The 24,823-nt window shown below is 47.1% G+C and carries 26 protein-coding genes; 16 read left to right on the plus strand and 10 right to left on the minus strand.

What is annotated here, in order from left to right:
* Positions 1 to 215: 215 nt before the first annotated feature.
* The 7 genes from ICL07_RS25220 to trmB form a co-directional block, all read right to left on the minus strand.
* Positions 216 to 965: a LytR/AlgR family response regulator transcription factor gene (locus tag ICL07_RS25220; protein WP_188090839.1), complete on the minus strand. Its 750-nt coding sequence runs from the start codon at positions 963 to 965 to the stop codon at positions 216 to 218.
* Positions 966 to 997: 32 nt separating this feature from the next.
* A complete protein-coding gene (locus tag ICL07_RS25225; protein WP_188090840.1) occupies positions 998 to 3,079 on the minus strand; it encodes a histidine kinase in 2,082 nt (693 codons plus the stop codon).
* Between the two features lie 19 nt (positions 3,080 to 3,098).
* Positions 3,099 to 3,329, minus strand: a complete 231-nt coding sequence (locus ICL07_RS25230) for a 4a-hydroxytetrahydrobiopterin dehydratase (protein ID WP_188090841.1) — start codon at positions 3,327 to 3,329, stop codon at positions 3,099 to 3,101.
* Positions 3,330 to 3,414: 85 nt separating this feature from the next.
* Positions 3,415 to 3,858: an IPExxxVDY family protein gene (locus ICL07_RS25235; protein ID WP_188090842.1), complete on the minus strand. Its 444-nt coding sequence runs from the start codon at positions 3,856 to 3,858 to the stop codon at positions 3,415 to 3,417.
* Positions 3,859 to 3,866: 8 nt separating this feature from the next.
* Positions 3,867 to 4,304: an MGMT family protein gene (locus ICL07_RS25240; protein ID WP_188090843.1), complete on the minus strand. Its 438-nt coding sequence runs from the start codon at positions 4,302 to 4,304 to the stop codon at positions 3,867 to 3,869.
* Positions 4,228 to 4,434: a DUF5522 domain-containing protein gene (locus ICL07_RS32750; RefSeq protein WP_188090844.1), complete on the minus strand. Its 207-nt coding sequence runs from the start codon at positions 4,432 to 4,434 to the stop codon at positions 4,228 to 4,230. The genes ICL07_RS25240 and ICL07_RS32750 overlap by 77 nt, the downstream gene beginning before the upstream one ends.
* Positions 4,406 to 5,113, minus strand: a complete 708-nt coding sequence (gene trmB / locus ICL07_RS25250; protein ID WP_188090845.1) for a tRNA (guanosine(46)-N7)-methyltransferase TrmB — start codon at positions 5,111 to 5,113, stop codon at positions 4,406 to 4,408. The genes ICL07_RS32750 and trmB overlap by 29 nt, the downstream gene beginning before the upstream one ends.
* Positions 5,114 to 5,702: 589 nt before the next feature.
* Between trmB and ICL07_RS25255 the strand changes: the two genes are divergently transcribed.
* Together ICL07_RS25255 and ICL07_RS25260 are read left to right on the plus strand one after the other, a co-directional pair.
* Complete coding sequence (locus ICL07_RS25255) at positions 5,703 to 6,170, plus strand: Lrp/AsnC ligand binding domain-containing protein (RefSeq protein WP_029465139.1); 468 nt, start codon at positions 5,703 to 5,705, stop codon at positions 6,168 to 6,170.
* Between the two features lie 60 nt (positions 6,171 to 6,230).
* Entirely contained in the window at positions 6,231 to 7,160 is a 930-nt protein-coding gene (locus ICL07_RS25260) for a tryptophan 2,3-dioxygenase family protein (protein WP_188090846.1), read from the plus strand.
* A 3-nt stretch (positions 7,161 to 7,163) separates the two neighbouring features.
* Here ICL07_RS25260 and ICL07_RS25265 read toward each other — a convergent pair whose 3' ends face one another.
* Positions 7,164 to 7,868, minus strand: a complete 705-nt coding sequence (locus tag ICL07_RS25265; protein WP_188090847.1) for an alpha/beta fold hydrolase — start codon at positions 7,866 to 7,868, stop codon at positions 7,164 to 7,166.
* 120 nt (positions 7,869 to 7,988) lie between these two features.
* Entirely contained in the window at positions 7,989 to 8,741 is a 753-nt protein-coding gene (locus ICL07_RS25270; protein WP_188090848.1) for an SDR family NAD(P)-dependent oxidoreductase, read from the minus strand.
* 138 nt (positions 8,742 to 8,879) lie between these two features.
* Between ICL07_RS25270 and ICL07_RS25275 the strand changes: the two genes are divergently transcribed.
* From ICL07_RS25275 to ICL07_RS25310, 8 genes are all read left to right on the plus strand, one after another.
* Complete coding sequence (locus ICL07_RS25275) at positions 8,880 to 9,581, plus strand: DUF4290 domain-containing protein (RefSeq protein ID WP_188090849.1); 702 nt, start codon at positions 8,880 to 8,882, stop codon at positions 9,579 to 9,581.
* Complete coding sequence (murA, locus tag ICL07_RS25280; RefSeq protein ID WP_188090850.1) at positions 9,578 to 10,888, plus strand: UDP-N-acetylglucosamine 1-carboxyvinyltransferase; 1,311 nt, start codon at positions 9,578 to 9,580, stop codon at positions 10,886 to 10,888. Before ICL07_RS25275 ends, murA begins: the two co-directional genes overlap by 4 nt.
* A 109-nt stretch (positions 10,889 to 10,997) precedes the next feature.
* The gene (gene gmk / locus ICL07_RS25285) at positions 10,998 to 11,567 is read left to right on the plus strand and encodes a guanylate kinase (protein WP_188090851.1); all 570 of its coding nucleotides are present in this window, start codon (positions 10,998 to 11,000) and stop codon (positions 11,565 to 11,567) included.
* A 42-nt stretch (positions 11,568 to 11,609) separates the two neighbouring features.
* Complete coding sequence (locus tag ICL07_RS25290) at positions 11,610 to 12,875, plus strand: hemolysin family protein (protein WP_188090852.1); 1,266 nt, start codon at positions 11,610 to 11,612, stop codon at positions 12,873 to 12,875.
* A gap of 577 nt (positions 12,876 to 13,452) precedes the next feature.
* Entirely contained in the window at positions 13,453 to 14,316 is an 864-nt protein-coding gene (gene tatC, locus ICL07_RS25295) for a twin-arginine translocase subunit TatC (RefSeq protein ID WP_188090853.1), read from the plus strand.
* 36 nt (positions 14,317 to 14,352) lie between these two features.
* Entirely contained in the window at positions 14,353 to 14,814 is a 462-nt protein-coding gene (gene rpiB, locus ICL07_RS25300; protein WP_188090854.1) for a ribose 5-phosphate isomerase B, read from the plus strand.
* Positions 14,815 to 14,940: 126 nt separating this feature from the next.
* Positions 14,941 to 16,428, plus strand: a complete 1,488-nt coding sequence (locus ICL07_RS25305; protein ID WP_188090855.1) for a M28 family peptidase — start codon at positions 14,941 to 14,943, stop codon at positions 16,426 to 16,428.
* A gap of 889 nt (positions 16,429 to 17,317) precedes the next feature.
* Positions 17,318 to 17,848, plus strand: coding sequence for an HdeD family acid-resistance protein (locus tag ICL07_RS25310; RefSeq protein ID WP_188090856.1), 531 nt, complete (start codon positions 17,318 to 17,320; stop codon positions 17,846 to 17,848).
* An 86-nt stretch (positions 17,849 to 17,934) separates the two neighbouring features.
* Here the strand turns inward: ICL07_RS25310 and ICL07_RS32635 are convergent, their stop codons facing one another.
* On the minus strand, positions 17,935 to 18,069 hold the full coding sequence (locus ICL07_RS32635; protein WP_281389723.1) for a hypothetical protein: 135 nt from the start codon (positions 18,067 to 18,069) through the stop codon (positions 17,935 to 17,937).
* Positions 18,070 to 18,144: 75 nt separating this feature from the next.
* Here ICL07_RS32635 and ICL07_RS25315 point away from each other — a divergent pair, with 75 nt between their 5' ends.
* The 6 genes from ICL07_RS25315 (at position 18,145) to ICL07_RS25340 (ending at position 24,746) form a co-directional block, all read left to right on the plus strand.
* The gene (locus tag ICL07_RS25315; RefSeq protein ID WP_078669945.1) at positions 18,145 to 18,645 is read left to right on the plus strand and encodes an RNA polymerase sigma factor; all 501 of its coding nucleotides are present in this window, start codon (positions 18,145 to 18,147) and stop codon (positions 18,643 to 18,645) included.
* Positions 18,646 to 18,821: 176 nt separating this feature from the next.
* Positions 18,822 to 21,167: an ATP-dependent helicase gene (locus tag ICL07_RS25320; RefSeq protein ID WP_188090857.1), complete on the plus strand. Its 2,346-nt coding sequence runs from the start codon at positions 18,822 to 18,824 to the stop codon at positions 21,165 to 21,167.
* Between the two features lie 5 nt (positions 21,168 to 21,172).
* The gene (locus tag ICL07_RS25325) at positions 21,173 to 21,631 is read left to right on the plus strand and encodes a regulatory protein RecX (RefSeq protein ID WP_188090858.1); all 459 of its coding nucleotides are present in this window, start codon (positions 21,173 to 21,175) and stop codon (positions 21,629 to 21,631) included.
* 64 nt (positions 21,632 to 21,695) lie between these two features.
* Entirely contained in the window at positions 21,696 to 22,502 is an 807-nt protein-coding gene (locus ICL07_RS25330; protein ID WP_188090859.1) for an amidohydrolase, read from the plus strand.
* An 11-nt stretch (positions 22,503 to 22,513) separates the two neighbouring features.
* Positions 22,514 to 22,900, plus strand: coding sequence for a VOC family protein (locus tag ICL07_RS25335; protein WP_188090860.1), 387 nt, complete (start codon positions 22,514 to 22,516; stop codon positions 22,898 to 22,900).
* A 166-nt stretch (positions 22,901 to 23,066) separates the two neighbouring features.
* The gene (locus ICL07_RS25340) at positions 23,067 to 24,746 is read left to right on the plus strand and encodes an ArnT family glycosyltransferase (RefSeq protein WP_188090861.1); all 1,680 of its coding nucleotides are present in this window, start codon (positions 23,067 to 23,069) and stop codon (positions 24,744 to 24,746) included.
* Positions 24,747 to 24,823 lie beyond the last annotated feature (77 nt).

Consider the following 24,823-nt stretch of genomic DNA (forward strand, 5'->3'; position numbering starts at 1 on the left):
CCAAATTTTTTTGTTAAATTATTGTTACGTATTCTCCGCGCAAAAACATCAAAAAGGAAAAAAACAGGGTAGGGGTTGCTTAGCCCGTTAAAAAAAGGAGATTTATTTGAAGGAAATGCAAAGAGGTTACCTAAAATATTGAAGTTGAGTAATATAGAAGGGGCAAACGCCGGATATACCGGCGTTTATAGATACACTTTCCGCGCGATACCCTGCTACCGCTGCAAACGGGCGAGCAGATCCTTACGCCGCCGTTCTGTAATCTCCACTACCAGGCCGCTTTTCAATACTATCTTACCATGATTGGCATCTATCTGACTGATATTTGGCAGCTGTATCATCTGCATATTGTTCACCTGGTAAAACTGTAAAGAGGAGAACAGATCGGCATAATACCGGAAAGGCCGCTCCGCCTGAATCTCCGCACCGGAATCCAACCGGAACAGACAGTTGTCCTGCCGCGACTCCAGGCATTCTACGGCAGGGAGGAATATCGTTTGGGAGTCACCGTTAGTATCCTGTACCAGCAGCTTCCAGGAAGCATGCTGCAAATTGTGGAAGTTCTCCAGCAATACCTGATAACGCTCTTTGCTGCTATTACCGATAATCCGCTCTTTCACCAGCGATACCGCCTGCAACAGGCTCTCCTTATCAATCGGTTTGAGGATCAGCTCTACTTCACTACAACGAATCACATGCAGGAACTTCTTTTCAAAAGCAGTGACAAACACCGCTTCGAAAGAAACATCGCCCCGGGTACCCAGCAATACGTCAAAGCCAGTGCCATCCGGCATTTCAAGGTCCAGGAAAACCAGTTCGGGCTGATGCTCCCTGATCTGTGCAATACCCTCGGCGCAGTCGGAAGCCGTAGCTGCGACCGTTACTTCGGGGCAATATTTTTCCAGCATCAGGACGATAATATCCCGGCTGTTTCGTTCATCATCGATGATCACTGCTTTTATCATGACAAATGATTGCGCTAACGTTTACGTATATATTATAATTGCGGTATCAGGATCTTTACAACAGTACCGCTATCCGCTTCATCCCGGGCTGAAAGGTCGATGATCTCTATATGAATCTCCGTGTTATACATCTTATTCAACAGTTCGGCCCTGTTCTGGCTAATCTCCATACCGGAGGACTGGTGATGTTTGGGCAGCGTACGCAGGGAGCGCGATCGCGCTATCCCAATACCATTGTCGGCAATCACACATTCCAGCATATCGGCGGCCACCTGCGTAAATCGGATGGAAAGCTGACCAATAGGCTGCTGCGGATTGGTCATCCCATGTTTAACCGCATTCTCTACATAAGGCTGCAGCAACATGGCAGGGATCTCCAGCTCGGCGGTGGCGATCTCCGGATCTACAACAATTTCGTACTCCATCCTGTTTTCAAACCGCATCTTTTCCAAACCCAGGTAGGTATTGAGATAGGTGATCTCATCGGCCAGCGAAATAAAGTTGCGCCGCGAGAAATCCAGCGTTTTGCGGATCAGGTAAGAAAAGTCCGACAGGTATTTTTGGGCATATTCATAATCCCGCTGCATCACAAACAGCTGGATAGAATTCAGACAGTTGAAAATAAAGTGGGGATTGATCTGTGCCCGGATGGCCTTGAGTTCTATCTCGGTTAGTTTTTTGTCGTATTCGGTCTCCAGTTGTATTTTCCGCTGCTCTTCCAGCTCTTGTTTTTTCCGCAATATTTCTGTGGTCTGCTCTTTCACCAGTTCTTCCAGTTGCTCATTGAGTTTGTGTTGCAACTCCTTGTTTTTATTCAGCTGTTTGATCAGCAGTTCCTGTGTGCGGGTTCGTTCCAGGTGTACTAATTTATTACGGTAACTAAGACCGGCCAGGAAAAACATAGCCTGCAACAATACGCCGCCAATCAGCAGCATACTGGGTGCTGCCAGTTCCCCCAGGGCGCTCAGCAAGCCTAACGGCCGTATATGCATGAGAAAAGAGCCGAGGCAGGCGAGGTACAGGCATACGGACCCATACAGGAAAAACCGCACCAGCGGATGATGCCGGGAACGTTTGGCCAGCGCTACAAATACCACCAGCAATGGTACCAGCGTACAGAAATAAACATAACTGTAGATGATCACCGGCAGATGATACTGTTCCATCATAATGCAATAAATACATACGATGATCAGACCGCCCACGATGGTGGATACCCAGGTGAATACCTGTTCCATAAAGGGATACCGTTCTTTCAGGTTCAGGAAGGTATTGCCAAACAGCAGGTACATCAGGTAAAAACAGAACAGCAGCCCCGGAATATCCCAGTAGTATTTCAACATGGGCCAGCGATGGAAAAAAGACAGCTGGTAGGGCTTACTCTCCAGCCGCAGCGCGAAAAAGAGAATCAGTCCGAGGATATAAATGGCGAAGTAGATATAGGACCGGTCGGGTAATTGGATGTAACTGATAATGGAAATGCTGAAAAAAACGAGCAGCATGCCCAGCAGCACCTGGATCACCACGGCCTCCTTGCGATAGCTGTCCTGCTCCCGGTTGTGAAACCTGGCGAAAGCCTGTTCGCTGAAAAGAGCCGGCATCAGTGGGTTTTCGTTGTATGATTTATTAATGACGTGCAGGTAGAAAGTACGGTGTTCATGGGGAGGAACGCTCACGTTAAAACCATAGTGGTCCCATCTTTCAACGCCTCCCTTGTCGTACATGAGGCCGGTCTGCATCAGCAGGGTGGCGGTATCTCCGGGCGGTTTTTCGTACCAGTACATAAAGTCGTGCCAGCCGGCAAAGAGAATTGCCTGGAGGGTATCTTTTCCGTTGTTTTTTATTTGTAGCCGGAACCAGCAGTTGTTTCCCTGACCGTTATTTTTTTTATAGTCGTGAAAAAGTTGAGGGGTAGTGGTAAAAGGCAGGTGTACCACCTGTTGGATAGTCAGATGGCCTTTTGGGTCGGAGAGGCTGTTCATGTAGGGACGCAGGTCCAGCGCCGAGGCAGCAAAACCATCTTTTGCTGTCAGGGTGTCCGGAGCGGGGTTGTAGGCAAAGGTTCCTGCGGTGTAACAGTACAACAACAGCATTAAAATAATAATGCGCTTCACAAATGGTGTATGGATTTGATTATAATAATTGATCAATCGCTTTTGCCAGCGTCTTGTCTTTTTCCGTCACCACATTGCCTGCGTCGTGTGTACTGAGGTAGATGTCTACCTTATTGTAGACATTGGTCCAGTAGGGATGGTGGTCCATTTTTTCTGCGACCAGTGCCACCCGGGTCATAAACCCGAATGCTTCCCGGAAATCTTTAAAGGTAAAGGCCCGGTGCAGTTGATTGTCTTTTTCTTCCCACATACAGCGAGTGTTTAAAGGTGAAAATGCGGCAATTCACTAGGGTACTGGTCAAAAATATAATGTTCAGGCTGATCGTCTTCCTATTTTAGAAAATGAGGTTCATTTTATTTTTTATTTCTCTCGTGTCCAGTAAAGATACTAATTGTACAAGCGGTACAAGGCGTAATTGCTCCAATAATTTTTTGATATCGTCAGCCTGGTAGTAATCGCCCTTGATCATCCACAGGAATTGGATGTTTTTCAGCTCTGGCAGCAGGTATTCGGCCTGACAGTGGTTGTTATAGAAATAGTGTGCAACCGAGTTCGTTGGTTCATGAAATTCCATGACGGTGAAATGAAAGGACCTGTTTTTCTTGGAGAGCGTGATTTCCAGCAGGTTGTTGACCCGGAAGTTGGTATGCAGTTGCCGGTTAATTTGCCAGCAGAGCTGGTAATCGCGGGCGGTAGAGGCGATACCGATCAGGTGGGTATTTTCAAAGAAATCCTCTACCAACTGCTCCTGGTCCAGTTTTAATTTGAGTATCGACATAAAAACGCTCAGATTTTCTTTTTGACAGTTTTTGTGGCAGTAGTGGCTTTCGGCTTGCCAGGACTCCAAAATACGGTTTTAAAATCGCTGACTTTGTCATTTTTTACGGTTACTCCTTCCTGTTCCAGCAGTTCCTGCATCAGGGTGGGGGTGGCAAAGAACTGGCGGCCGCTCAATTCTCCGTTCCGGTTCACCACCCGGTGTGCCGGTACTGCTGGTTTGGCGTTGCCGGCGCCATTCATGGCCCAGCCTACCATGCGGGGTGTTAGTTTAATATCGGCCGCTTCTGCGATGGCGCCGTAGGTGGTAACCCGCCCTTTAGGAATTTTACGGGCTATTTTATACACCACATCGAAGAAAGAGACGGGTTTAGGATCCTCCGTCTTTTTCTTCGTTGCGGCGTTTTTCGAGGAGGAAGGACTTTTTGGGTTCGGGTACTTTTTCATATGCAAATGGACAATGTTTACAGCCGTTGCCACAGCAGTAGCCCCGGTCCAGGTGATACTTTTCGGTAAAAACCATATAGCCTTCCGCGTTATAATAGAAATCAATCTTCTCCACCAACGGTTGCTTCATCGGAAGGCAGTTTTATGCTGCGCCAGTTCAAGGGAGTGGCGGGCAGCTGGAATTTCAGGTAACGGATGGTGCGGCCATCTGCCAGGTGCATGCCTTCGTAGTAGGTCTGTATTTTCAACAAGGGCGGTACTTCCGGTAAGGCGTATACATCCGGGATATCCTCCAGGAGGATGAGGCCGGCGGCGGCAATTACCTCCTGTGTGAAAGCATATAATTCCGGTGAATCTGTTTTCAGGTTGATAGTGGCGCCGGGGGCCAGCAAGGGCTGATACAGCTGCAGGAAACGCGGGTGGGTAAGCCTTTTGCGGGCTTTGGATTTACGGAGAAACGGGTCCGGGAAGGTAATCCAGATATCCTTGATTTCTCCGGGCGCAAAGTAGTTGTCCAGTTTTTCGATCTGTGTCCGGAGGAAAGCTACATTGTCCAGGGATTCGTCCAGGGCGGTTTTAGCGCCTCTCCAGATACGGTTGCCCTTCAGGTCTACCCCGATAAAGTTCTGTTCTTTGAACAGGCGGCCCATTCCCAGGGTATAATCTCCTTTACCACAGGCCAGTTCCAGCGTAACCGGATGGTTGTTCTTAAAGTATTCGTGCCATTTTCCCTGCATGCCTTCCGGGTATATCAATACGTTGGGGAAGGTCTCAATTTCAGCGAAGCGTTGTAGTTTTTTCTGTCCCATTTGGCGCAAAAATACCACGAATATTGGATTTACGGATTTTGGAATTTTTTGATTTACGTATTTCGGGGATTTTGATCGGAGCGAAGGGGGCCTTTGGATTGGATTTACAAATTTTTTGATTTTTAAATTTGGGAGGATAGGACGGAAATACAACAAAGGTCCCCTTCGCTCCGATCCAAATCCCCAAAATCAAAAAATCCGTAAATCAAAAAATCCCCCAATAAAAAAAGCCCATGGGTCAAGGACCCACGAGCTCTTTAAACCAATTTGGCTGTAGGAGGAGGAGTCGAACCTCCACGGGGCAGTTAGCCATAGCACAATTAAGATTAGTGGTCAACCCAGTTATGCTACGTTTATCCCGGACTCCCCACCCCCGAGACAAGGGGGCATGTCTGCCAGTTTCATCATCCCACAATTTTTATTATCATTACCAACGCTTTCTTTTCAGTGGCTATTTTGATAACGATTATAATGCAAATCTAACGACACGAGTGATTTCTTGCAAATTTTTTAAGAAAAATTTTTGAATTTTCGATATTTTTTAAATATTTGCATATAACTTTAAAACATTCCAAAACAAGTTGTAAAAATGAGCCACAATTTGAATATTGACAAACTCGATTTGCAGATTATCAGCGAGATGATGAATAATGCTGAGATCTCCTACGCCGATCTGGGGAAGAAACTGTTCGTTTCCGGCGGCACTATCCACGTGAGAATGAAGAAATTGCAAGAACTGGGTATAGTTAAAGGTACTAAATTACATGTAGATTTGAAAATGATTGGCTACGATGTAATCGCTTTTATCGGTATCTATCTCGAAAAAAGTTCCATGTATGATACTGTGGCCAAAGAACTGCGTAAAATCCCGGAAATGGTGCGCCTTAATTATACCACCGGCAGCTACAGCATGTTCGCAGAAATCATCTGTAAAGATATTACCCAGTTACGCCGTATCCTCCACGATGAATTACAGAAAATAAAAGGCATCGAAAGAACCGAAACCCTGATCTCTCTCGAAGAAAGCTTTTACCGTACCATTAATGTGGTGGAATAAGGCCCGACGGCCCGAAAAGCGCTGTCATCGCTTTTTCAGCCGGAATGCTTAAATTCCGTCATGGTTACAACAGACATCGCCGATAAAATAAAACGGCTGGAAGAAAAATATGCCGCTATGGGGCAGAACCTGTCTTCCTATCTGGACGGGCTGCTATACGCGGACTATCTGACGTACTGGGACTATATCCAACTGGATGTGCTGCTGAATCTGCAGCATCCGCGCACGCCGATTCCGGATGAAAACATCTTCATCATTTATCACCAGATAACGGAATTGTATTTTAAACTGACGTTACAGGCTATCGAACAGATCTGCCTGACGCCGGAACGGACTGCTGTTGTGTTTACCACGCAGCTGAAGCGGATCAACAGCTACATGCATAACCTGATCCACTCTTTCGATATCATGGTGGACGGGATGGATAAAGAACAGTTCCTCCGGTTCAGAATGGCCCTGCTGCCAGCCAGCGGCTTCCAGAGCGGTCAGTTCAGGATGATAGAGATCTGTTCTACCCGTTTGCTGAACCTGGTGTATGAACCCCAGCGCTCCGCGCTGGAAAACAGTGACCTGAAAACAATACTGGATAATATTTATTGGAGAAGCGGCGCCACTGAACTGGCTACCGGCAAGAAAACCCTTACCCTGCAACAGTTTGAGAAAAAATATATGGCCTCTTTCCTGGAACTGGCTACCCGTTATGAATATGGAAATATTCAGGCAGCCTACCGGCTGCTGCCGGAGGCGGATAAAGCCGTTGTGATCCCCCTGCTGAAGGAGTATGACCTCAATATCAACGTACGGTGGCCCCTGGTGCATTATAAGTCAGCCGTCAGATACCTGCATAAAAGTCCGGAAGATATTGCCGCTACGGGCGGCACGAACTGGCAACAGTTCCTGCCTCCGAAAAACAAACGGATTGTATTTTTCCCGGAGTTGTGGACCGATGAAGCGTTAAACAACTGGGGTAAACTGGCGATGCGTGAATAACGATCAGTCTATTTTCTGCGTAGTGAATTTTTTGATGAAATAGGCCAGTAGCGGCATGTCCGCCTTTTCCAGCGGATGCGCCGTGTCCGGCAATACGGTGAGTTGCGCTTCCGGCAATGTTTTATACACCTCGATGGTTTCGGTGAAAGAAACCATTCCGTCGCGGTCTCCCAGCAACAACATACAAGGGGAAGCCACCTGTGCATAGTCCTGTGCTTTCAGCAGGGACTGGTGCCCCAGGTCTTCAATCAGCTGCGCGGTACGGGAAACTACCTCCTGCCAGTCATTGGGGTTATGTCTTTCTGCCAGCAGTTTAGTGAAACCGGGTACTTTTTCCGACATCAGCGCAGGGTTCAGCTGTTTGATCTCTTTGCCTGCGGTGGCTTCGTTCCAGTTGAATTTGGTGCCCAGCGTCATCACGCGGCCAATTTTTTCGGGATAGTGCCGGGCCAGGTACATGGCTACATAGCCACCCATGCTGTAGCCGAAGACGTGTATAAAGTCGAGCTGCCGCTGTTCAAGGTATTCCAGTACCTCAGCCGCAAATACCTGTATATTAAAACCATTGGGGGAAAACGGCTTACCACCGTGACCGCTGAAGTTGAGGGTGTGGATATCGTAGTAGGGTTCCAGTTGGGCTGCCAGCGTTTTGAACTGTTCCCCTGAACCCAGGGAGCCGTGCAGCAATAGGAGCGGGAGTTTTATCATTTTGAAATTTTGATATTTAGTTATTTAGCTATTGCTATTTAAAAGAAAATCCTTTTAAAAACAAAAAAGTGCCAATCAAATAACTAAATATCAAAATCTCAAAATGCGAAAATCAGAAAATCATCTGGCCAGGTATGCCCCGTCTACCGGGTAATAACCGCCGGTTACGAAGGAAGAGAGCGGAGCGCTTAGCCATAATACGAGCTCTGCTACCTCCTCCGGCTTGCCCAACCGGCCTATGGGATGTAAACCTACTAATGCCTGCATCTCCTGCTGGCTCAGATGTTTGGTTAATAAAGGTGTTTCAATGAATCCGGGGCCTACGGCATTTACACGGATACCTTTGGCTGAATATTCCATGGCGGCTGTCTGGGTAAGGCCTACTACCGCGTGTTTGGCGGCTACATAGGCGCAGGAACCGGCAAAGCCTACCGTACCGAGGATAGAAGCCATGTTGACGATCACGCCGCCACCGGCTTTCTCCATGACGGGCAGCTGGTAACGCATACCGTAAAACACACCGTTGAGATTAATACCAATTACTTTTTCCCATTCCGTGAGTTTGTAAGCGCCGGTAGGGGCGGCTTCACCGCCAATGCCTGCATTGTTGCAGGCAATGTCCAGTTTGCCAAACTCTTTGATGGTGGCAGCTACCAGTTGTTCGTTGTCCGAAGCCTTGCTTACATCAGTCTTCACAAAAGCCGCTTTGCCGCCGGCCCGTTTTATCTCTTCCACGACTGCCAGTCCGCCTTTTTCGTCAATATCACTGACTATCACGCTGGCGCCGTTACGGGCGTATAGTTCCGCCACACTGCGACCAATACCGGAGCTACCTCCGGTAACCAGTGCCACCTTGTCTTTTAGAAGTTCCATAACACCGTTTTCGGTCATTAACAATGCAGGCGGGTTAAATGTTCCTTGTATTTTTTTGTTATTTTTGCAGGGATGTTGTCACTTTACTATCTTCACTTTAAGATGTTCCTACATCAATAATACTTTTAAATACATATAATGGAATATAATACCACGCGTAATTACCTGATAATGAAGGAATATGGCAGGAATATCCAGAAAATGGTGGAATTCCTGGTAACCATAGAAGACGATGAGGATCGCCAGCGCAATGCAATGGCCGTGATAGAATTAATGGGTACGCTTAATCCGCATCTGAGAAATGTGGAAGACTTCAGGCATAAATTATGGGACCATCTGTTCAATATATCCGGCTTTAACCTGAATGTGGAATCACCATATCCGGTACCAACGCAGGAAGCGTTGAGGGCAAAACCGGACCGTTTGCCTTATCCCAAAAAATATCCGCGTAACCGTCACTTTGGTAAAAACCTGGAGATGGTGATCGATAAAGCCCTGCACGAGGAGAATCAGGAGAAAAAAGAAGGGTTTACCCAAACCGTAGGCAATTATATGAAACTGGCCTACTCCAACTGGCATAAAGAAAGTGTGCACGACGACGCCATCAAGGCCGAGTTGCTGTCTATCACCAATGGAGCACTGGATTACCAGACGGGCAATACCAGCGCTGCTTCCCAACCGGTATCCTTTAGCCCTGGCGGCAATACCGGCGGCGGAGATCATTTCCGTTCCAACAAACGTAATAAGAACTTCCAGCAGAACAAACAGTTCAAAAACAACAACGGAGGTAAAAACAATAACAAGCACAATAACAAATACAACAAAAACAGGAACAAGTGAGCAGTGCTTTCGAAGTAAGAGGTGGCAACCGTCTGAAAGGGGAAATTATACCCCAGGGTGCCAAAAACGAAGCTTTACAAATCATCAGTGCCGTGATGCTGACTCCCGAGAAGGTCACCATTCACAACATTCCCGATATAGTAGATGTCAACCTGTTGATAGAGTTACTGGGAGATGCCGGTGTAAAAATAAACCGCATTACCCGCGACAAGTGCGAGTTTCAGGCAGATGATATTGATCAGGCCTACCTGCAGAGCGCCGATTTTAAGAAGAAATCCGGCCGGCTCCGTGGTTCTGTGATGATCGCCGGTCCGCTGCTGGCAAGGTTCGGTAAAGCGCTGATCCCTAAACCGGGAGGCGACAAAATTGGTCGCCGCCGCCTGGATACGCACATTATCGGCTTTGAAAAGCTGGGTGCCCGTTTTAACTACGAATCTGACGATAACTATTTCCGCCTTGAAGCCCCCGGTGGGCTGAAAGGCACCTATATGCTGCTGGATGAGCCCAGTGTGACCGGTACCGCCAACATCGTGATGGCTGCCGTACTGGCACAGGGCACTACCACGATCTACAATGCTGCCTGCGAGCCTTATCTGCAGCAGCTTTGCAAAATGCTCAACAGCATGGGTGCCCGTATCAGCGGTGTAGGTTCCAACCTGCTCACCATTGAAGGGGTTACCAGCCTGGGTGGTTGTCAGCATACCATGCTGCCGGACATGATCGAGATCGGGTCCTTTATTGGCCTGGCTGCCATGACACAGAGTGAGCTGACCATCAAAAATGCCGGCGTGGAAAGCCTGGGTATCATCCCCGACAAGTTCCGCTCCCTCGGTATTCAGCTGGAAATAAGAGGCAACGATATTTATATTCCTTCCCAGGAATCGTATGAAATACAAACATTCCTGGATGGTTCTATATTGACCATTTCGGACCATCCCTGGCCCGGTTTTACGCCCGACCTGCTCAGTATTGTGCTGGTAGTGGCTACACAGGCCAAAGGCAGTGTGATGATCCACCAGAAAATGTTTGAGAGCCGTTTGTTCTTTGTGGATAAGCTCATTGACATGGGTGCGCAGATTGTGTTGTGTGATCCGCACCGTGCCGTTGTAATAGGCCTGGGCCGCCAGCATCCGCTGCGTGGTATCACCATGTCTTCCCCGGATATCCGTGCGGGTGTGTCGTTGCTGATTGCTGCCCTCAGCGCAGAAGGCAAAAGCACCATCCAGAACATCGACCAGATTGACCGCGGCTACCAGTATATCGACGAACGGTTGAGGAACCTGGGCGCCGACATCAAACGCGTATAGACAAAACGGTTTATATTACCTCAAAGCCCAAATTCCAGGCACCCTTTTGCCGGATTTTGGGTTTTGCATTTGAATGCAAACCGCCAATTTTCGTTTTTTGAATAACATAATGGAAAAAAAGATCATCATTATTACCGCCCCCTCCGGAGCGGGTAAAACCACTATCGTAAAGAAATTGCTGGCCAGCATGCCTGTACTGGCCTTCTCCATATCTGCCGCCACCCGCACTGCCCGCGAAGGTGAGGTGAATGGAAAAGATTATTATTTCATGACCACCGAGGAGTTCCACACCAAAATCGAAGAAAATGCTTTCGCGGAATATGAAATGGTGTATGCCGGTAAATACTATGGCACCCTGAAAAGTGAACTGGAACGTATCTGGAACAATACACAGATTCCCATGGTAGACATCGATGTAAAAGGCGCCCTCTCTATTAAAGACCATTACCACGATAAAGCCCTGACGATCTTTATTCAACCACCTTCCATTGATGCGCTGCGCACCCGTCTCAGTAGCCGGGGCACAGAAACACAGGCATCGCTGGATGAACGCCTCGCTAAGGCGCAGTATGAACTTTCCTTTGCGCATGAGTTTGATAAGATTGTTGTCAACGACGAACTGGAACGGGCATACGAAGAAGTAAAAAACCTGGTACAGGATTTTTTAAATATAAAATAGCAGGGTGATCGTTGGTGTACCTAATTCATTATTTTTGTTAAGATGGACGGATACACAATCATAATTCTCGTTTCTCTCTTACTGCTGGCAGGCTTTTTTGCAGGCATTGAAGCTGCTTTTGCCAATGTGAATAAACTGAGCATTGAGCTGAAAAGAAAGCAGGGAAGAGCTACCGGTAAAATATTGGCCGGGTTTACCGAACACCCCAGCCGTTTTCTGGCTACCAGCCTGGTAGGGCTGACGATTACCGTGGTAATCTACAGCATCCTGCTGGCGGGCTTTTTCCAGCCTGTATGGGAAGCCAGTACCGCCACACCGGACAATGTGCCTATGCCCCTGGTGATTTTCCTGGAAATTCTGTTGGCATCCCTGGCGATGCTGTTTCTGGGCTTTTTCATCCCGCGGGCTATTTTCCGCTCCCGTCCGGAAGCATTGCTGAGCTTTTTTGCATTGCCTATTTCTATCGTGGCTAAACCACTGTATGTAATTGGTAACGTGCTGGTGTCTATTTCCGAATGGATGCTGAAATACCTTTTCAACGTTCGTATCCTGGAAAGCCGTGAATCCTTTACCCGGGTAGATGTAGAGCATTTTATCCGGCAATCGCAACAACATGTAGGCGAAAACCAGGAACTGAATACCGAACTGTTTGAAAACGCCCTGTCACTGGCACACGTAAAAATTCGCGGTTGCCTGATACCGCGTAAGGAAATAGAAGCGCTCGATATCAAAAGCCCGATTATCGATGCCCGGAAAAAATTTATGGAAACCAAGTTGTCCAAGATCATTATCTATGATGCTACCATCGATAATATTCTCGGATATATCCATCAGCTGGATATGTTCAAAAATCCACAGAACATTGAAAGCATCATTCACCCGATACTCGCTGTACCGGAGACAATGAGCGCCATTGATCTGCTGAGCAAGTTTAACAAGGAACGTAAAAGTATTGCCTGGGTGGTGGATGAGTTTGGCGGTACTGCCGGTATTGTCACTATCGAAGATGTACTGGAAGAAATTTTCGGAGAGATCAAAGACGAACATGATGAAGAAGAGTTCGTAGAAAAACAGATCGCTGAAAAAGAGTACATTTTTTCAGGCAGATTGGAGCTAGATTACTTAAATGAAAAATATAGTCTCGATTTTCCGGAAGATGAAAGTGAAACATTATCCGGTTATATCATCAACCATCATGAAACCATTCCAAAGATCAAGGAACGGATCATTATCGGGGACTATGAGTTTGATATACTGAATGTTACAGATACACGTATCGAGATGGTGAAGATGAAAATACTGGGATAAAAAACCGTTTTTTCACCATTGGTATACGATGTTTATATGATATAATTTTTTTTGTAATGTCTGTATTAACGGTATAATAACAATTTTGCTAAAACGTTTTCAAAAAAAGTAGTAGGAATTTAACACGGATTGTATACATTTGCTATAGATGATGTAACACAATGATTTGATTTTTGTTAAAAGGTTGTAAAAAAAGTGTTCCAACATTGATAATAAAATAATTCTTGTTATTTTTGTATTACAAAATAAAAGCGACCAGTGATTCTTACTTATTCTGAACGCTTGCCATCAATTAGGTAAGTAGCTGAACTGGAAGCAAAAGACATTCTCGAATTCAACTTTTTTGGGGTTAACAAACAATGGATGAAAGGCCGGCTCTTGATTCTTCTCGGGCTGGCTCTTTTTTTGTCCCTACCTCATCTCTCTCTATCTTGCTTTACTTCATCCCGTTATATCTCCGTTTGTCTTAAAAGACTATTAAAACGACAGACTTTATCTCCGCTGCGCTGTAAATTCTAGTCTCCATCCGCTATATTTGTGATCCTAGAAGAAACATTCAACTTCGATCGAGCGTAACATGTTAAAGAAATTTTTTTCCAATAATGAGGACAAGGCAGAGATGTCTTTTTTTGACCACCTCGAAGACCTCCGCTGGCACCTCGTAAGATCTGCATTGGCTTTAGTGGCGTTTAGTATTTTCGGCTTTGTATACACCCAGGAAATCCTGGATAACGTGATATTCGGACCTACCAATGCAAATTTCCCCTCCTATATCGCCTTGTGTAAGCTGGGCCATCTGGTGGGCCTGGGCGACAGTCTTTGTATTACCCCGGTGAAGGTGACCTTCCTCAACTACAAGATGGTAGGCCAGATCATGCTCCAATTTAAGCTGGCTTTTATCATTGGCTTTATTTGCGCCTTCCCTTATATTTTCTGGGAGTTCTGGCGTTTTGTAAAACCTGCGCTCAAGGAGAAAGAGCTGAAAGGAGCCAGGGGCGCTATTTTCTGGGTATCTTTCCAGTTTTTCCTGGGCATCTGTTTTGCCTACTTCCTGATGGCGCCTTTCACCATCAACTTCCTGGCTTCCTATACCGTTACGGAGAAAGCAGTCAACCAGTTTTTTATCGATGATTATTTTGACCTGATGACCCAGATCGTATTGGGTATGGGGTTATTGTTTGAATTACCGATACTGGTGTTTTTCCTGACTAAGCTGGGTATCCTCACACCTGACTTCCTGCGTTCCTACAGAAGGCATGCTATCGTGGTAATCCTGATCCTGGCGGCTATTATCACGCCTCCCGACCTGGTAGACCAGCTGATTGTATTCACGCCGTTATACTGTCTTTACGAAATCAGTATCTTTATATCGAAAAAAGCCCTCCGTGACAGAGAAGCGGTAGAGCGTAAAGAAAAAAATGAAGTACAGGAATGGTCTTAATACAGTGGATACCTATTAACCGTAAACAGTAACGCTATGCAACAACATACTACCTTTGACACTACTTTACCTGTAGCTATCGGGTCCGATCACGCCGGATTTGAATACAAGGAAGAAGTTATTTCCTACCTGGAAGCAAAAGGGTTGACCATAAAAGATTTTGGTACACATTCCAAAGATTCGGTAGACTACCCGGATTACGCACATCCGGTATCTACAGCGGTGGAAAGAGGTCAGGCTGCTTTTGGTATCCTGATCTGTGGCAGCGCTAACGGCGTAGCCATTACGGCCAACAAACACCAGGGCATCCGCGCCGCTATCTGCTGGGGTGAAGAGCTGTCCAGACTGGCCCGCTCTCATAACAATGCCAACGTATTGTGTATCCCTGCCCGTTTCGTAGATGTTGCAGTAGCTAATCAAATGGTGGATATCTTCATTGATACGCCGTTTGAAGGTGGCCGCCACCAGAACCGTGTCAGCAAAATGGCCTGCCTGTAATGGTTTTTGACCACTCCCCACAAAGGATGGCCGATACCTGCGTATATTATTTGTAACTTAAAGAGCCGGATGTAAGTCCGGCTCTTTTTTTATAGGCCGGTACCCGGCTTCACCAAAACGTAGTTCATGAGATTGCTTGTTACAGCAGTATGTTTCTTTTCGCTGACCACCGCATGTGCACAAGGGAAACTATCACCTATTGCCAACAAAGCCGCCGCCCAGCGGTATGGCGCCACTATTACACCCGCCTCCGCCAAAGCACAGCTGGCCGTTGTTGCCGGAGCAGAGATGGAAGGACGGGAAACCGGTACCCGTGGCCAGGAACGGGCTGCCGCTTATATCTTATCACAGTTTAAGGCAGCAGGACTGCAACCCGGCGCCAATGGTACCTGGGAACAACATTATCCCCTGTACCGCGATAGCCTGGAAACAGGCACCCTCACCACCGGAGACCGTACTTTTCATTTTGGTACCGATTTCTACGCCAATGTAATGGAAACACCGGATGCTGCTATCGAAGCAGACGTTGTGTATGCCGGCTACGGCATCGTTACACCGGACCGTAATGATTACAAAGGTCTCGATATAAAAGGTAAAATCGTGATGGTGCGGGAAGGCGTGCCTGCCGGCGTAGCCCGTGAAAAGGCCAATCCCGCTGAAAAAGCCGCGATTGCCGCTTTCCGCGGCGCCAGCGCTTTACTGGTCGTAAGTAAAAGTGCTAACCGGTTCCGGTTGCTGGACCAGGAGTATCTCCGTAAAACAGACATCTATAAAAACCGTGATACCAGTAACAGGCCCGGTGTATATTATATCACACCGGCAACAGCCGCAGCTATCATGAATCGTGACAGTGCGCAGGCAGAAAAGGGTTTACTGCCGGTACAATCTGCTCAACCGCTGCAAATCCGTTTTAAGAAAAAGGACCTGACACTGCGGCCATCCAATGTATTGGGCTATCTGGAAGGAACAGACAAAAAAGATGAGATTGTATTTATTACCGCACATTACGACCACCTCGGTATTGTAGACGGTAAAATCCATTATGGCGCAGATGATGACGGATCGGGCACTACCGCCGTGATCGAAATGGCGAAAGCTTTTGGTAAGGCTGCCCGCGAAGGCTACCGGCCACGCAGAAGCATTGTATTCATGACAGTTTCCGGCGAAGAAAAAGGGTTGCTGGGTTCGGACTATTATACTTCCAATCCTATTTATCCGCTGGCAAAAACTGTGGTGGACCTGAATATTGACATGATTGGCCGTATTGATCCGGAGCATGAACAGGATACCAATTATATCTACCTCATCGGCGATGATAAGATCAGTAAGGTATTGAGACCTTTAAGTGAGAACGTCAACAATACTTTCACCCGGTTTCAGCTGGATTATAAATTCAATGATCCCAATGATCCGCATCAGTTCTACTACCGTTCAGACCACTACAACTTTGCCCGTCATGGTATTCCGGTGATCTTTTATTTCAACGGTACCCATGCCGATTATCACCAGCCTACGGATACCGTGGAAAAAATTAATTACGATCTGCTGGCGAGAAGAGCACAGCTGGTGTTTTATACCGCATGGCAGATAGCGATGACCGATACAAAATTGTAACTGTGATAGTCATGATGAGTGCTGATTTCGCTGATTAGCGGAGATGGAAGCGTAGATCAATGCGGTAGCATTAAAATAAAACAAAGCGCCCTGTAGAAAGGTCTGTCAAGCTGACTTTCTACAGGGCGCTTTGTTTTCGGACCAGGCTATCATCTCCCGAAAGAAAAAAATAGGGGCTTTAAACCAACCCCAGGAACGATGGTCATATAAAGCGGTACAAAGACCTGTCAGCTTTATCGTCAACACAATTTATCATCGTATTTGCGTTTCATCAGCATCGGTAGTAGTCCTGTCTATAAAGCATGGTTAGGGCTGATTTAATCTCCGTTTATATCTCCGCTAAATCAGCGTAATCAGCACTCATCATGGTTATCAAAGTTATTTTTGGTTTTTTTAACAAAATTTTATAAATTGTGTATAGAGTCCTAGCTTGTAATAATAGAGATATATATTATATATCGTATGTGAATTTGTGATTGAATGTAAGCATTGTCATTTGTGTGATCGGATTATTTTTGCGAGAGTCAGGAAAAACCCTTTAGCTTTTCGACTTACCTGTTGTTGTTCAAATTTGGCATTTATAGTATCAGGCGGTGTATAAGCTTGTTATTGAACCGGAAACTTAGACCCCGCTATTTGGTAACCATTTAAAATTACCATTATGAAAGCACCTGCCATCTTTCCTTTGATTGCCCATTGTACCCGCAGGATGTATGCATTAGTCCCGCGCCAGTGGAGCCGTTGTCATGGAATACCCTAGGAAGAGGGCATCGTTATCGTTTTATAATTAATCCTTATGAAAACTCAAAATATACCTGGTTGTTTACGCGATTTTTTACCCTATCGGATGAGTCGGAGTACCTATTTGTGAATTATAAAACGAGGATGCATGCGTAATTTTTATAGTGCCTATTGGTGGATTTTTTTGCTCAGGGGTGTTTTTGCTTTGGTGTTGGGCGTGTTGGCTATTGTATGGCCGGGAGTTACATTCACCACGCTGATTGTTTTTTTAGGAGCCTATCTTTTTATTGCCGGCACATTTGCCATGGTGGGGGCTATAGCGGCCCGTAAGACAGCTGAGAACTGGGGCATGTTTTTATTGTCGGCACTGGTAGGTATTATATTAGGTATCCTGACCTTATATAATCCATTTGCGACGGGTGCTGCATTAATTTTCCTGGTAGGTTTCTGGGCCATGCTGGCCGGTATTTTTGAAATTATTATTGCAATCAGGCTAAGAGCTTTGATAACCGGAGAAGGTTGGTATATCGCTGGCGGGGTGCTTTCGATTCTTTTTGGCATCCTGTTATTATCTAACCCTGAAACGGCTGCTATTACGCTGACATGGTTGTTTGGCTTTTATGCAGTGATATCGGGGGTAATGCTGATATCCTTATCGTTCCGGTTACGAAGAAAATAAATGAAAAACGGAAGACCCTGTTGTTGTTCAACAAAAGATCCCAGATGTAAGTTTATTCTCTAACTAAAACGCTTATACGATGAAAATTAAAACACCTGGTTAGTGGTACCTGTTTTCTCGTCGGCCTGCCGGTGTTGATACCACCGCGGCTCAAGGCGCTTACAGGTGCCGGCAGTACATCGGTCCGGAGTACCGGTGGCTACCATTGCTGCCCCCCCCATTTTTTGATTGTTTACTCCCTGCCCCGGAAAGGGTTGCTTACTGTAGCCTATTTTGAAAAATTAAAGTTAACCGTTATGTCATCCACCGAATTCAACAACTTGTTACTGGGAAATGCCGATTTCCTGCGGCCGTATGCCGTTACGCTCACCAAAGATTCAGAGTCTGCCAAGGACCTCTATCAGGAAACCTTGTTCAGGGCTCTGTCTAACCGCGATAAATACCTCGCCGGTACCAATATCCGCGCATGGTTGTATACGATTATGCGGAATATTTTTATCAACAACTACCGCAGAGGTAACCGCCAGTATAAATTACTGGACAATGCGGTGGGCGATTACCTGTTGAGCCACCAGCCTTCCGCTATCGGCAACTTTGCGGAATCGGACCTGCGGGTGAAAGACGTACAGATGGCAGTCTACAACCTGCCCGTTATCTTTAAACAACCCTTCCTGCTGTATTTTGAAGGGTATAAGTACTATGAAATCGCTGCTATCCTGAATGAGCCATTAGGCACCGTGAAAAGCCGCATTCACTTTGCCCGGAAAATGCTGAAAACCAGGATAACCAGACATTAATAGCGTTTTTTTGAAATATAACCTGTTGTAAAGATTTATAAAACCGGAAGCCATTGTCTTTTAGCCCGCATGCCGCGCTGGCAAGTAAAAGCCATGTGCACTGCTTAACAGCATCCGCAAAATCCATAGAATCACAGTTTCATTTCGTACTTTTACACCCTCACAAAAAAGTCGTGATGAAGGAAAATTATTTAGACGAGCTTAACGAAAGACAGCGGGAAGCAGTTACACATATCAATGGCCCCCTGATGATCGTTGCAGGCGCGGGTTCGGGAAAAACGAAAGTACTGACAACGCGTATTGCACACCTGATGCGGAATGGGGTAGACGCGTTTAATATTCTCTCGCTGACTTTTACCAATAAGGCAGCACGTGAAATGAAAGAACGTGTGGAAAAAATCCTGGGAGGCAGCGAAGCCCGCAATCTCTATATCGGTACCTTCCACTCCGTATTTGCCCGCCTGCTCCGCGCAGAAGCACACCGGCTCGGCTATCCCAACGATTTTACCATCTACGATGCAGATGATGCCAAAAGCGTTGTTAAAACCATCGTGAACGAGCTTAACCTCGACGATAAACACTACAAACCGAACTTCGTATATAACCGTATCTCCGCTGCCAAAAACAGCCTGATGGGACCGGAAGAATACCAGCTCGACCACCTCGTACAACAGGAAGATATGCGGGCCAACAGACCCCTTATCGGAAAAATCTACGACATGTACGCCAAACGCTGCTTTAAAAATGGCGCCATGGACTTCGATGACCTCCTGTTTAAAATGTACGTGCTGCTGAAAAGTTTCCCTGAAGTGCTGCATAAATACCAGCACAAGTTTAAATACATCATGATCGATGAGTACCAGGATACCAACCCGGCCCAGTACGAGATCATTAAACTGCTGGGAGCGGTCAACGAAAATATTTGCGTGGTAGGCGACGATGCTCAAAGCATCTACTCCTTCCGTGGCGCTACCATCCAAAACATCCTCCAGTTTGAAAAAGACTACGACGATGTGAAAGTGGTGAAACTGGAACAAAACTACCGCAGTACCAAATCCATCCTCAGCGTGGCCAATGAAGTGATTGCCCACAACAAAGGACAGATCGAGAAAAACCTGTGGACCGATAATACAGAGGGCGATACCATCAAACTGGTACGTACCATGACCGATAATGAAGAAGGTAAATTTGTAGCGGACACCATTGCGGAGCAGAAACTGCGCAACCACTACGAAAACCGCGACTTCGTCATCCTCTACCGTACCAACGCCCAAAGCCGTGCCTTTGAGGAATGTCTGCGCCGCAAAGCCATCCCTTACCGCATCTTCGGTGGCCTGTCTTTCTACCAGCGTAAGGAAATCAAGGACTTCGTGGCTTACCTCCGCGTAACCATGAATACCCGCGATGAAGAAGCGCTCAAAAGGATCATCAACTACCCGGTGCGGGGTATCGGTAAAACTACCCTGGAAAAAACCATCGTACTCGCCAATGAGCACAATATCACCATGTGGGAAGTGCTGGAAAGAGCACGGGAATTCGGCTTCAAAGGCGGTACCGTAGAAGCGATCGAAGCCTTCGTGGTAATGATCAAAAGCTTCCAGGCAATGCTTACCACCCACAACGCCTACGATGTAGCCGTGGTAGTAGGTAAATCCACCAATATTGTTAAAGAACTCTTCAACGATAAAACCACAGAAGGCCTCGCCCGTTACGAAAACGTGCAGGAACTCCTCAACTCCATCAAGGAATTCACCGAAACACCGGATGAAGAAGGGGAGCTGCTGGACAACAAAACCATGGGCACCTACCTGCAGCAGATTACTTTGCTGACGGATGCGGACCAGGGTAATGATGAAGACAGCAACGTGGTGAAACTGATGACCATCCACGCGGCTAAAGGACTGGAGTTCCCGGTTGTATTTACCGTGGGCCTCGAAGAAACCCTTTTCCCCAGTGGCATGTCTATCAACACCCGCGAAGAGCTGGAAGAAGAAAGACGCCTGTTTTATGTGGCCATTACCCGTGCTAAAGCAAGACTGTGGCTTACGCATGCCAACAGCCGTTACCGCTTTGGTAACCTGGTACAGAATGAGCCCAGCCGTTTCCTGGAAGAAATGCCGGAGAAATTTATAGACCGCAGTTATGCCGGTGGCGGAAGCGTTCGCAATGCTTTCGGCAGTGGCAGTACCTCCGGATGGGGCGGCGGCGGTAATATGGGCAACATGTTTGACCGGATGCAGAAAAAGACACCGGGCCAACCCGTATCCCAGCCCTCTTCTCCGAAACCGGCGCCACGACCAACTTCTGCCGCTACTACACACGTACCTACCCCCGGATTTGCACCGGATGATCCGGCAGAAATGGAACCAGGTATGCAGGTAGAACACCAGAAATTTGGCTTTGGTACCATTACCGCTATGGAAGGCGCTCCCAACAACCGTATTGCTACGGTCGTATTTCCGAAAGGCGGGGGGGAAAAGAAAATCATGCTTAACTACGCCAAGCTGAGGATCGTAAGATAGTCCGCATGCAGAAAGATTTAGAAGCCCTGCGACGCTACTGCGCTTATCAGGAGCGGTGCCACCAGGAAGTGAAATATAAATGCCTGGAGCTGGGACTACGGGGCGATGCTGTGGAAGAAGCGATCGCGGAACTGATAGCAGACAATTTCCTGAATGAGGAACGATATGCCAAAGCTTTTGCCGGCGGTAAGTTCCGGATTAAACAGTGGGGCCGTAACAAGATTAAGGCGGAGCTGAAACAAAAACAGGTGTCTGACTACTGCATCCGCAAAGGACTGGCAGAGATTGATGAAGACGATTACTATGCTGCGCTGCTAAAGCTGGCGGAGAAAAAGTTGGCGTCGCTCAAAGGTGAAACTGCGCTGAAACGGCGGTATAAAACCACCCAACACCTGCTGCAGCGGGGCTATGAAAGTGCCCTTATCAATGATGTGCTTGAACAAATCGCAAATAACGACGCCTGAAGCAGGGATAATTTGAAAAGTTTCTAATCCGTCAGGCTGTACTTTTGTGTTACAATACCCGATAATGGCAGATTTAAAAATTACACTGATACAATCCCAACTTTACTGGGAAGATATTGCGGCTAACCTCCGGATGTTTGATGAAAAAATCGACAGCATAGGAGAGCGGACAGAAGTGGTGTTTTTACCTGAAATGTTCAGCACCGGTTTCAGCATGAAGCCGGAAAAAGTGGCTGAAACTATGGATGGAAGCGCTGTGCAGTGGATGAAGAAAAAAGCCGCCGAAAAAAATATCATTCTCGCCGGAAGCCTCGCTATCGAAGAAAACGGTCACTATGTAAACCGGCTCATCTGGATGCTGCCCAACGGCACCTTTGGCACTTACGATAAACGCCATCTGTTTGGTTATGCCGGCGAACATGAGCATTACCAGTCGGGCGATAAACGCCTGATTGCCCAGGTAAAAGGCTGGAAAATCAACCTGAACATCTGTTATGATATGCGTTTCCCGGTATGGGCACGTAATACCATTCAGCCGGATGGCAACCCGGCCTATGATGTGCTGGTATATGTGGCCAACTGGCCCGAACGCCGCAGCACTGCATGGACTACACTGCTGCAGGCCCGCGCCATCGAAAACCAATGTTACGCTATCGGCGTCAACAGAGTAGGCAATGATGGTAATAACATCTATCACAGCGGGGAAACCAGCCTGATAGACCCTATGGGTGAAATCATCTACCGCAAGTCACACGATGAAGATATTTTTACGTATACCCTTCAACGTGACCGTCTGGAAGAAGTGAGGAAAAACATTCCTTTCCTGAAAGACGCAGATAACTTCACTTTCCTTAGTAACGAACTCGTTTAATTTTTACCGGGATGTTCCTGCAGGCTGTGCACCATATCGCTGTTATTTGTGCTGATTACCAACGTAGTAAAGCCTTTTATACCGATGTGCTGGGCCTGCGGATCATCCGGGAAATATACCGCGATGAACGGGATTCCTGGAAACTGGATCTGGCGCTGGGCGACCAGTACGTCATCGAGCTTTTTTCTTTTCCCGATCCGCCGCCACGGGCCAGTCGCCCGGAAGCCTGCGGCCTCCGTCACCTGGCTTTTGCCGTGAATGATATCGCTGCCGCTGTGCAGGAACTGCACCACAAAGGCGTACCCACCGAAACCATCCGGATAGACCCGTACACGGGTAAACGTTTCACTTTTTTCACCGACCCTGATGGGCTGCCCCTGGAGTTATACGAAATATAGCCCTACTCCGCCCGCTATTCAACACGCTGATATTCATCCGGTACCCGGCCGGAATGCCCGGAAGCTGGTTATCAAGCTGTATTTATCGTGCCGGACAGGCACCGGAACACGACAGGTTACTGTTAATACCAGTATCTTCGCAGATAAATCATCATTAATTAGCTGCATGGATGCCATAATCCGCTTTTTTACGAGAAGACAATATAAGAACCTGTTTCTGTTGACCTGGTTGGTCCTGGGGCTTTTACAAGCCTGTTTCTCTGAACTGTGGGACGATGAAGCCTACTACTGGGTATATTCCCGTCATATGGACTGGGGATATTTTGATCATCCGCCGATGATTGCCCTCCTGATAAAAATGGGTTACGGCATTTTCCATAATGAACTGGGGGTGCGGTTATTTATTGTGCTGATCAATACCATTACACTATGGATCACTGCCCGGCTGATCGCTTCTAAAGACAATATCCTGTTTTATCTGATCATAGGCTCCATGGGCGCTATGCAGATAGGAGGCATGCTGGCCGTACCGGACGTGCCGCTGATTTTCTTTGCTGCGGTATATTTCTGGGCATACCGTTATTTCCTGGCCAGCCAGAACTGGCGGAATACGCTGCTGTTGGGCCTGGCCATGGCATTGATGTTTTACAGCAAGTACCACGGCGTGTTACTGGTATTTTTCACTGTACTGTCGAACATGAACCTGCTGCGGGTGGGTAAGTTCTGGGCCGCCTGTATTATTACGACTATTCTCTTTTTCCCGCATATTTACTGGCAGTATACCCATGGTTTTCCTTCCCTGCAATATCACCTGGTAGAAAGAAATGCTTCTGCTTACGATATCACGTTTACGCTGGATTACCTCGGCGGACAGCTATTGCTGTTTGGTCCCTTAATGGGCTGGCTGCTGTTGTATTATGCTTTCCGTTGCCCGATTCAGAACACATTTGAGCGGGCGCTCAAATTCAGCCTGATCGGCGTGCTGGTGTTTTTCTGCATCAGTACCTTCAAAGGCAGGGTAGAGGCCAACTGGACGGTGATGGTGTTCACGCCTGTAGTGATACTGGCCCATCAGACGATTGTGCGCAAAGGATGGTCCCGGAAAGCGCTGTTATATACGTTGCCTGTTTCTCTGTTTCTGGTGCTGGTGGTGAGGGTGTATATGATGTGGGACTTTATGCCGGGTGTAGAAGTACGACCTGAAATACATCATAACAAAGCATGGACATCTGCCCTGGCTACCAGGGCCGCAGGCCGCCCGGTAGTGTTTTTAAACAGTTACCAGTTGCCTTCCAAGTATATGTTTTATACCGGGGAATTATCGTACAGCCTTAACAGCCGGTATTCCCGCCGCAGTCAATATAACTTCTGGGATACGGAAACGCAGCTGTGGGGAAAACCGGCCCTGGTGGTATTTGAGCCGGGAGCGGATATGCCGGTCAACGATAGTATTAAAACCGTTCGTGGTACCTGGGATATCAATATACAGCCGGCTTACTATTCGTATTCGCTGGTACAGATGAAGGCGGGATTGCAGCAAATCAAGGCCCGTCCGCGGGAAGTGGTGAATGTTGTGCTGCAACCGAATAATGGTTACAAAAGACCGCTCCCGATAGACCGGGAACATCCGCCGATGCTGGGGTATGGTTTTTCAGCTAAGGAAGAGTGGTTATCGCCGGTGAAATCTGATTTAACACTGGAACGTGCTATGTTGCGCAGGGTGGTTACGATGCCGGTAGTCATGCCTGATAAACCAGGAGAATACCTGTTGAAGTTCTGTGTGTTTGCCGGTGACCTGCCGCCTACGCATAACAGCCAGGGGATTAAAGTAATCGTAACGAAATAAAATCATTTGATCATTTGGTTATTTAATTATTTAGGGATTGTCTGACTTTGAGACAATCCCTAAATAATTAAATAACC

Origin of the sequence: Chitinophaga qingshengii (genome assembly GCF_014529935.1) — a bacterium.
Lineage (GTDB): Bacteria > Bacteroidota > Bacteroidia > Chitinophagales > Chitinophagaceae > Chitinophaga > Chitinophaga qingshengii.

What these genes read in the sequence shown, in the direction of transcription:
- ICL07_RS25220 (WP_188090839.1), bottom strand. Translation starts at nt 965, where the DNA reads ATGATAAAAGCAGTGATCATCGATGATGAACGAAACAGCCGGGATATT.
- ICL07_RS25230 (WP_188090841.1), bottom strand. Translation starts at nt 3,329, where the DNA reads ATGTGGGAAGAAAAAGACAATCAACTGCACCGGGCCTTTACCTTTAAA.
- ICL07_RS25235 (WP_188090842.1), bottom strand. Translation starts at nt 3,858, where the DNA reads ATGTCGATACTCAAATTAAAACTGGACCAGGAGCAGTTGGTAGAGGAT.
- ICL07_RS25240 (WP_188090843.1), bottom strand. Translation starts at nt 4,304, where the DNA reads ATGAAAAAGTACCCGAACCCAAAAAGTCCTTCCTCCTCGAAAAACGCC.
- ICL07_RS32750 (WP_188090844.1), bottom strand. Translation starts at nt 4,434, where the DNA reads ATGAAGCAACCGTTGGTGGAGAAGATTGATTTCTATTATAACGCGGAA.
- trmB (WP_188090845.1), bottom strand. Translation starts at nt 5,113, where the DNA reads ATGGGACAGAAAAAACTACAACGCTTCGCTGAAATTGAGACCTTCCCC.
- ICL07_RS25255 (WP_029465139.1), top strand. Translation starts at nt 5,703, where the DNA reads ATGAGCCACAATTTGAATATTGACAAACTCGATTTGCAGATTATCAGC.
- ICL07_RS25260 (WP_188090846.1), top strand. Translation starts at nt 6,231, where the DNA reads ATGGTTACAACAGACATCGCCGATAAAATAAAACGGCTGGAAGAAAAA.
- ICL07_RS25265 (WP_188090847.1), bottom strand. Translation starts at nt 7,868, where the DNA reads ATGATAAAACTCCCGCTCCTATTGCTGCACGGCTCCCTGGGTTCAGGG.
- ICL07_RS25270 (WP_188090848.1), bottom strand. Translation starts at nt 8,741, where the DNA reads ATGGAACTTCTAAAAGACAAGGTGGCACTGGTTACCGGAGGTAGCTCC.
- ICL07_RS25275 (WP_188090849.1), top strand. Translation starts at nt 8,880, where the DNA reads ATGGAATATAATACCACGCGTAATTACCTGATAATGAAGGAATATGGC.
- gmk (WP_188090851.1), top strand. Translation starts at nt 10,998, where the DNA reads ATGGAAAAAAAGATCATCATTATTACCGCCCCCTCCGGAGCGGGTAAA.
- ICL07_RS25290 (WP_188090852.1), top strand. Translation starts at nt 11,610, where the DNA reads ATGGACGGATACACAATCATAATTCTCGTTTCTCTCTTACTGCTGGCA.
- tatC (WP_188090853.1), top strand. Translation starts at nt 13,453, where the DNA reads ATGTTAAAGAAATTTTTTTCCAATAATGAGGACAAGGCAGAGATGTCT.
- rpiB (WP_188090854.1), top strand. Translation starts at nt 14,353, where the DNA reads ATGCAACAACATACTACCTTTGACACTACTTTACCTGTAGCTATCGGG.
- ICL07_RS25305 (WP_188090855.1), top strand. Translation starts at nt 14,941, where the DNA reads ATGAGATTGCTTGTTACAGCAGTATGTTTCTTTTCGCTGACCACCGCA.
- ICL07_RS25310 (WP_188090856.1), top strand. Translation starts at nt 17,318, where the DNA reads ATGCGTAATTTTTATAGTGCCTATTGGTGGATTTTTTTGCTCAGGGGT.
- ICL07_RS32635 (WP_281389723.1), bottom strand. Translation starts at nt 18,069, where the DNA reads ATGGGGGGGGCAGCAATGGTAGCCACCGGTACTCCGGACCGATGTACT.
- ICL07_RS25315 (WP_078669945.1), top strand. Translation starts at nt 18,145, where the DNA reads ATGTCATCCACCGAATTCAACAACTTGTTACTGGGAAATGCCGATTTC.
- ICL07_RS25320 (WP_188090857.1), top strand. Translation starts at nt 18,822, where the DNA reads ATGAAGGAAAATTATTTAGACGAGCTTAACGAAAGACAGCGGGAAGCA.
- ICL07_RS25325 (WP_188090858.1), top strand. Translation starts at nt 21,173, where the DNA reads ATGCAGAAAGATTTAGAAGCCCTGCGACGCTACTGCGCTTATCAGGAG.
- ICL07_RS25330 (WP_188090859.1), top strand. Translation starts at nt 21,696, where the DNA reads ATGGCAGATTTAAAAATTACACTGATACAATCCCAACTTTACTGGGAA.
- ICL07_RS25335 (WP_188090860.1), top strand. Translation starts at nt 22,514, where the DNA reads ATGTTCCTGCAGGCTGTGCACCATATCGCTGTTATTTGTGCTGATTAC.
- ICL07_RS25340 (WP_188090861.1), top strand. Translation starts at nt 23,067, where the DNA reads ATGGATGCCATAATCCGCTTTTTTACGAGAAGACAATATAAGAACCTG.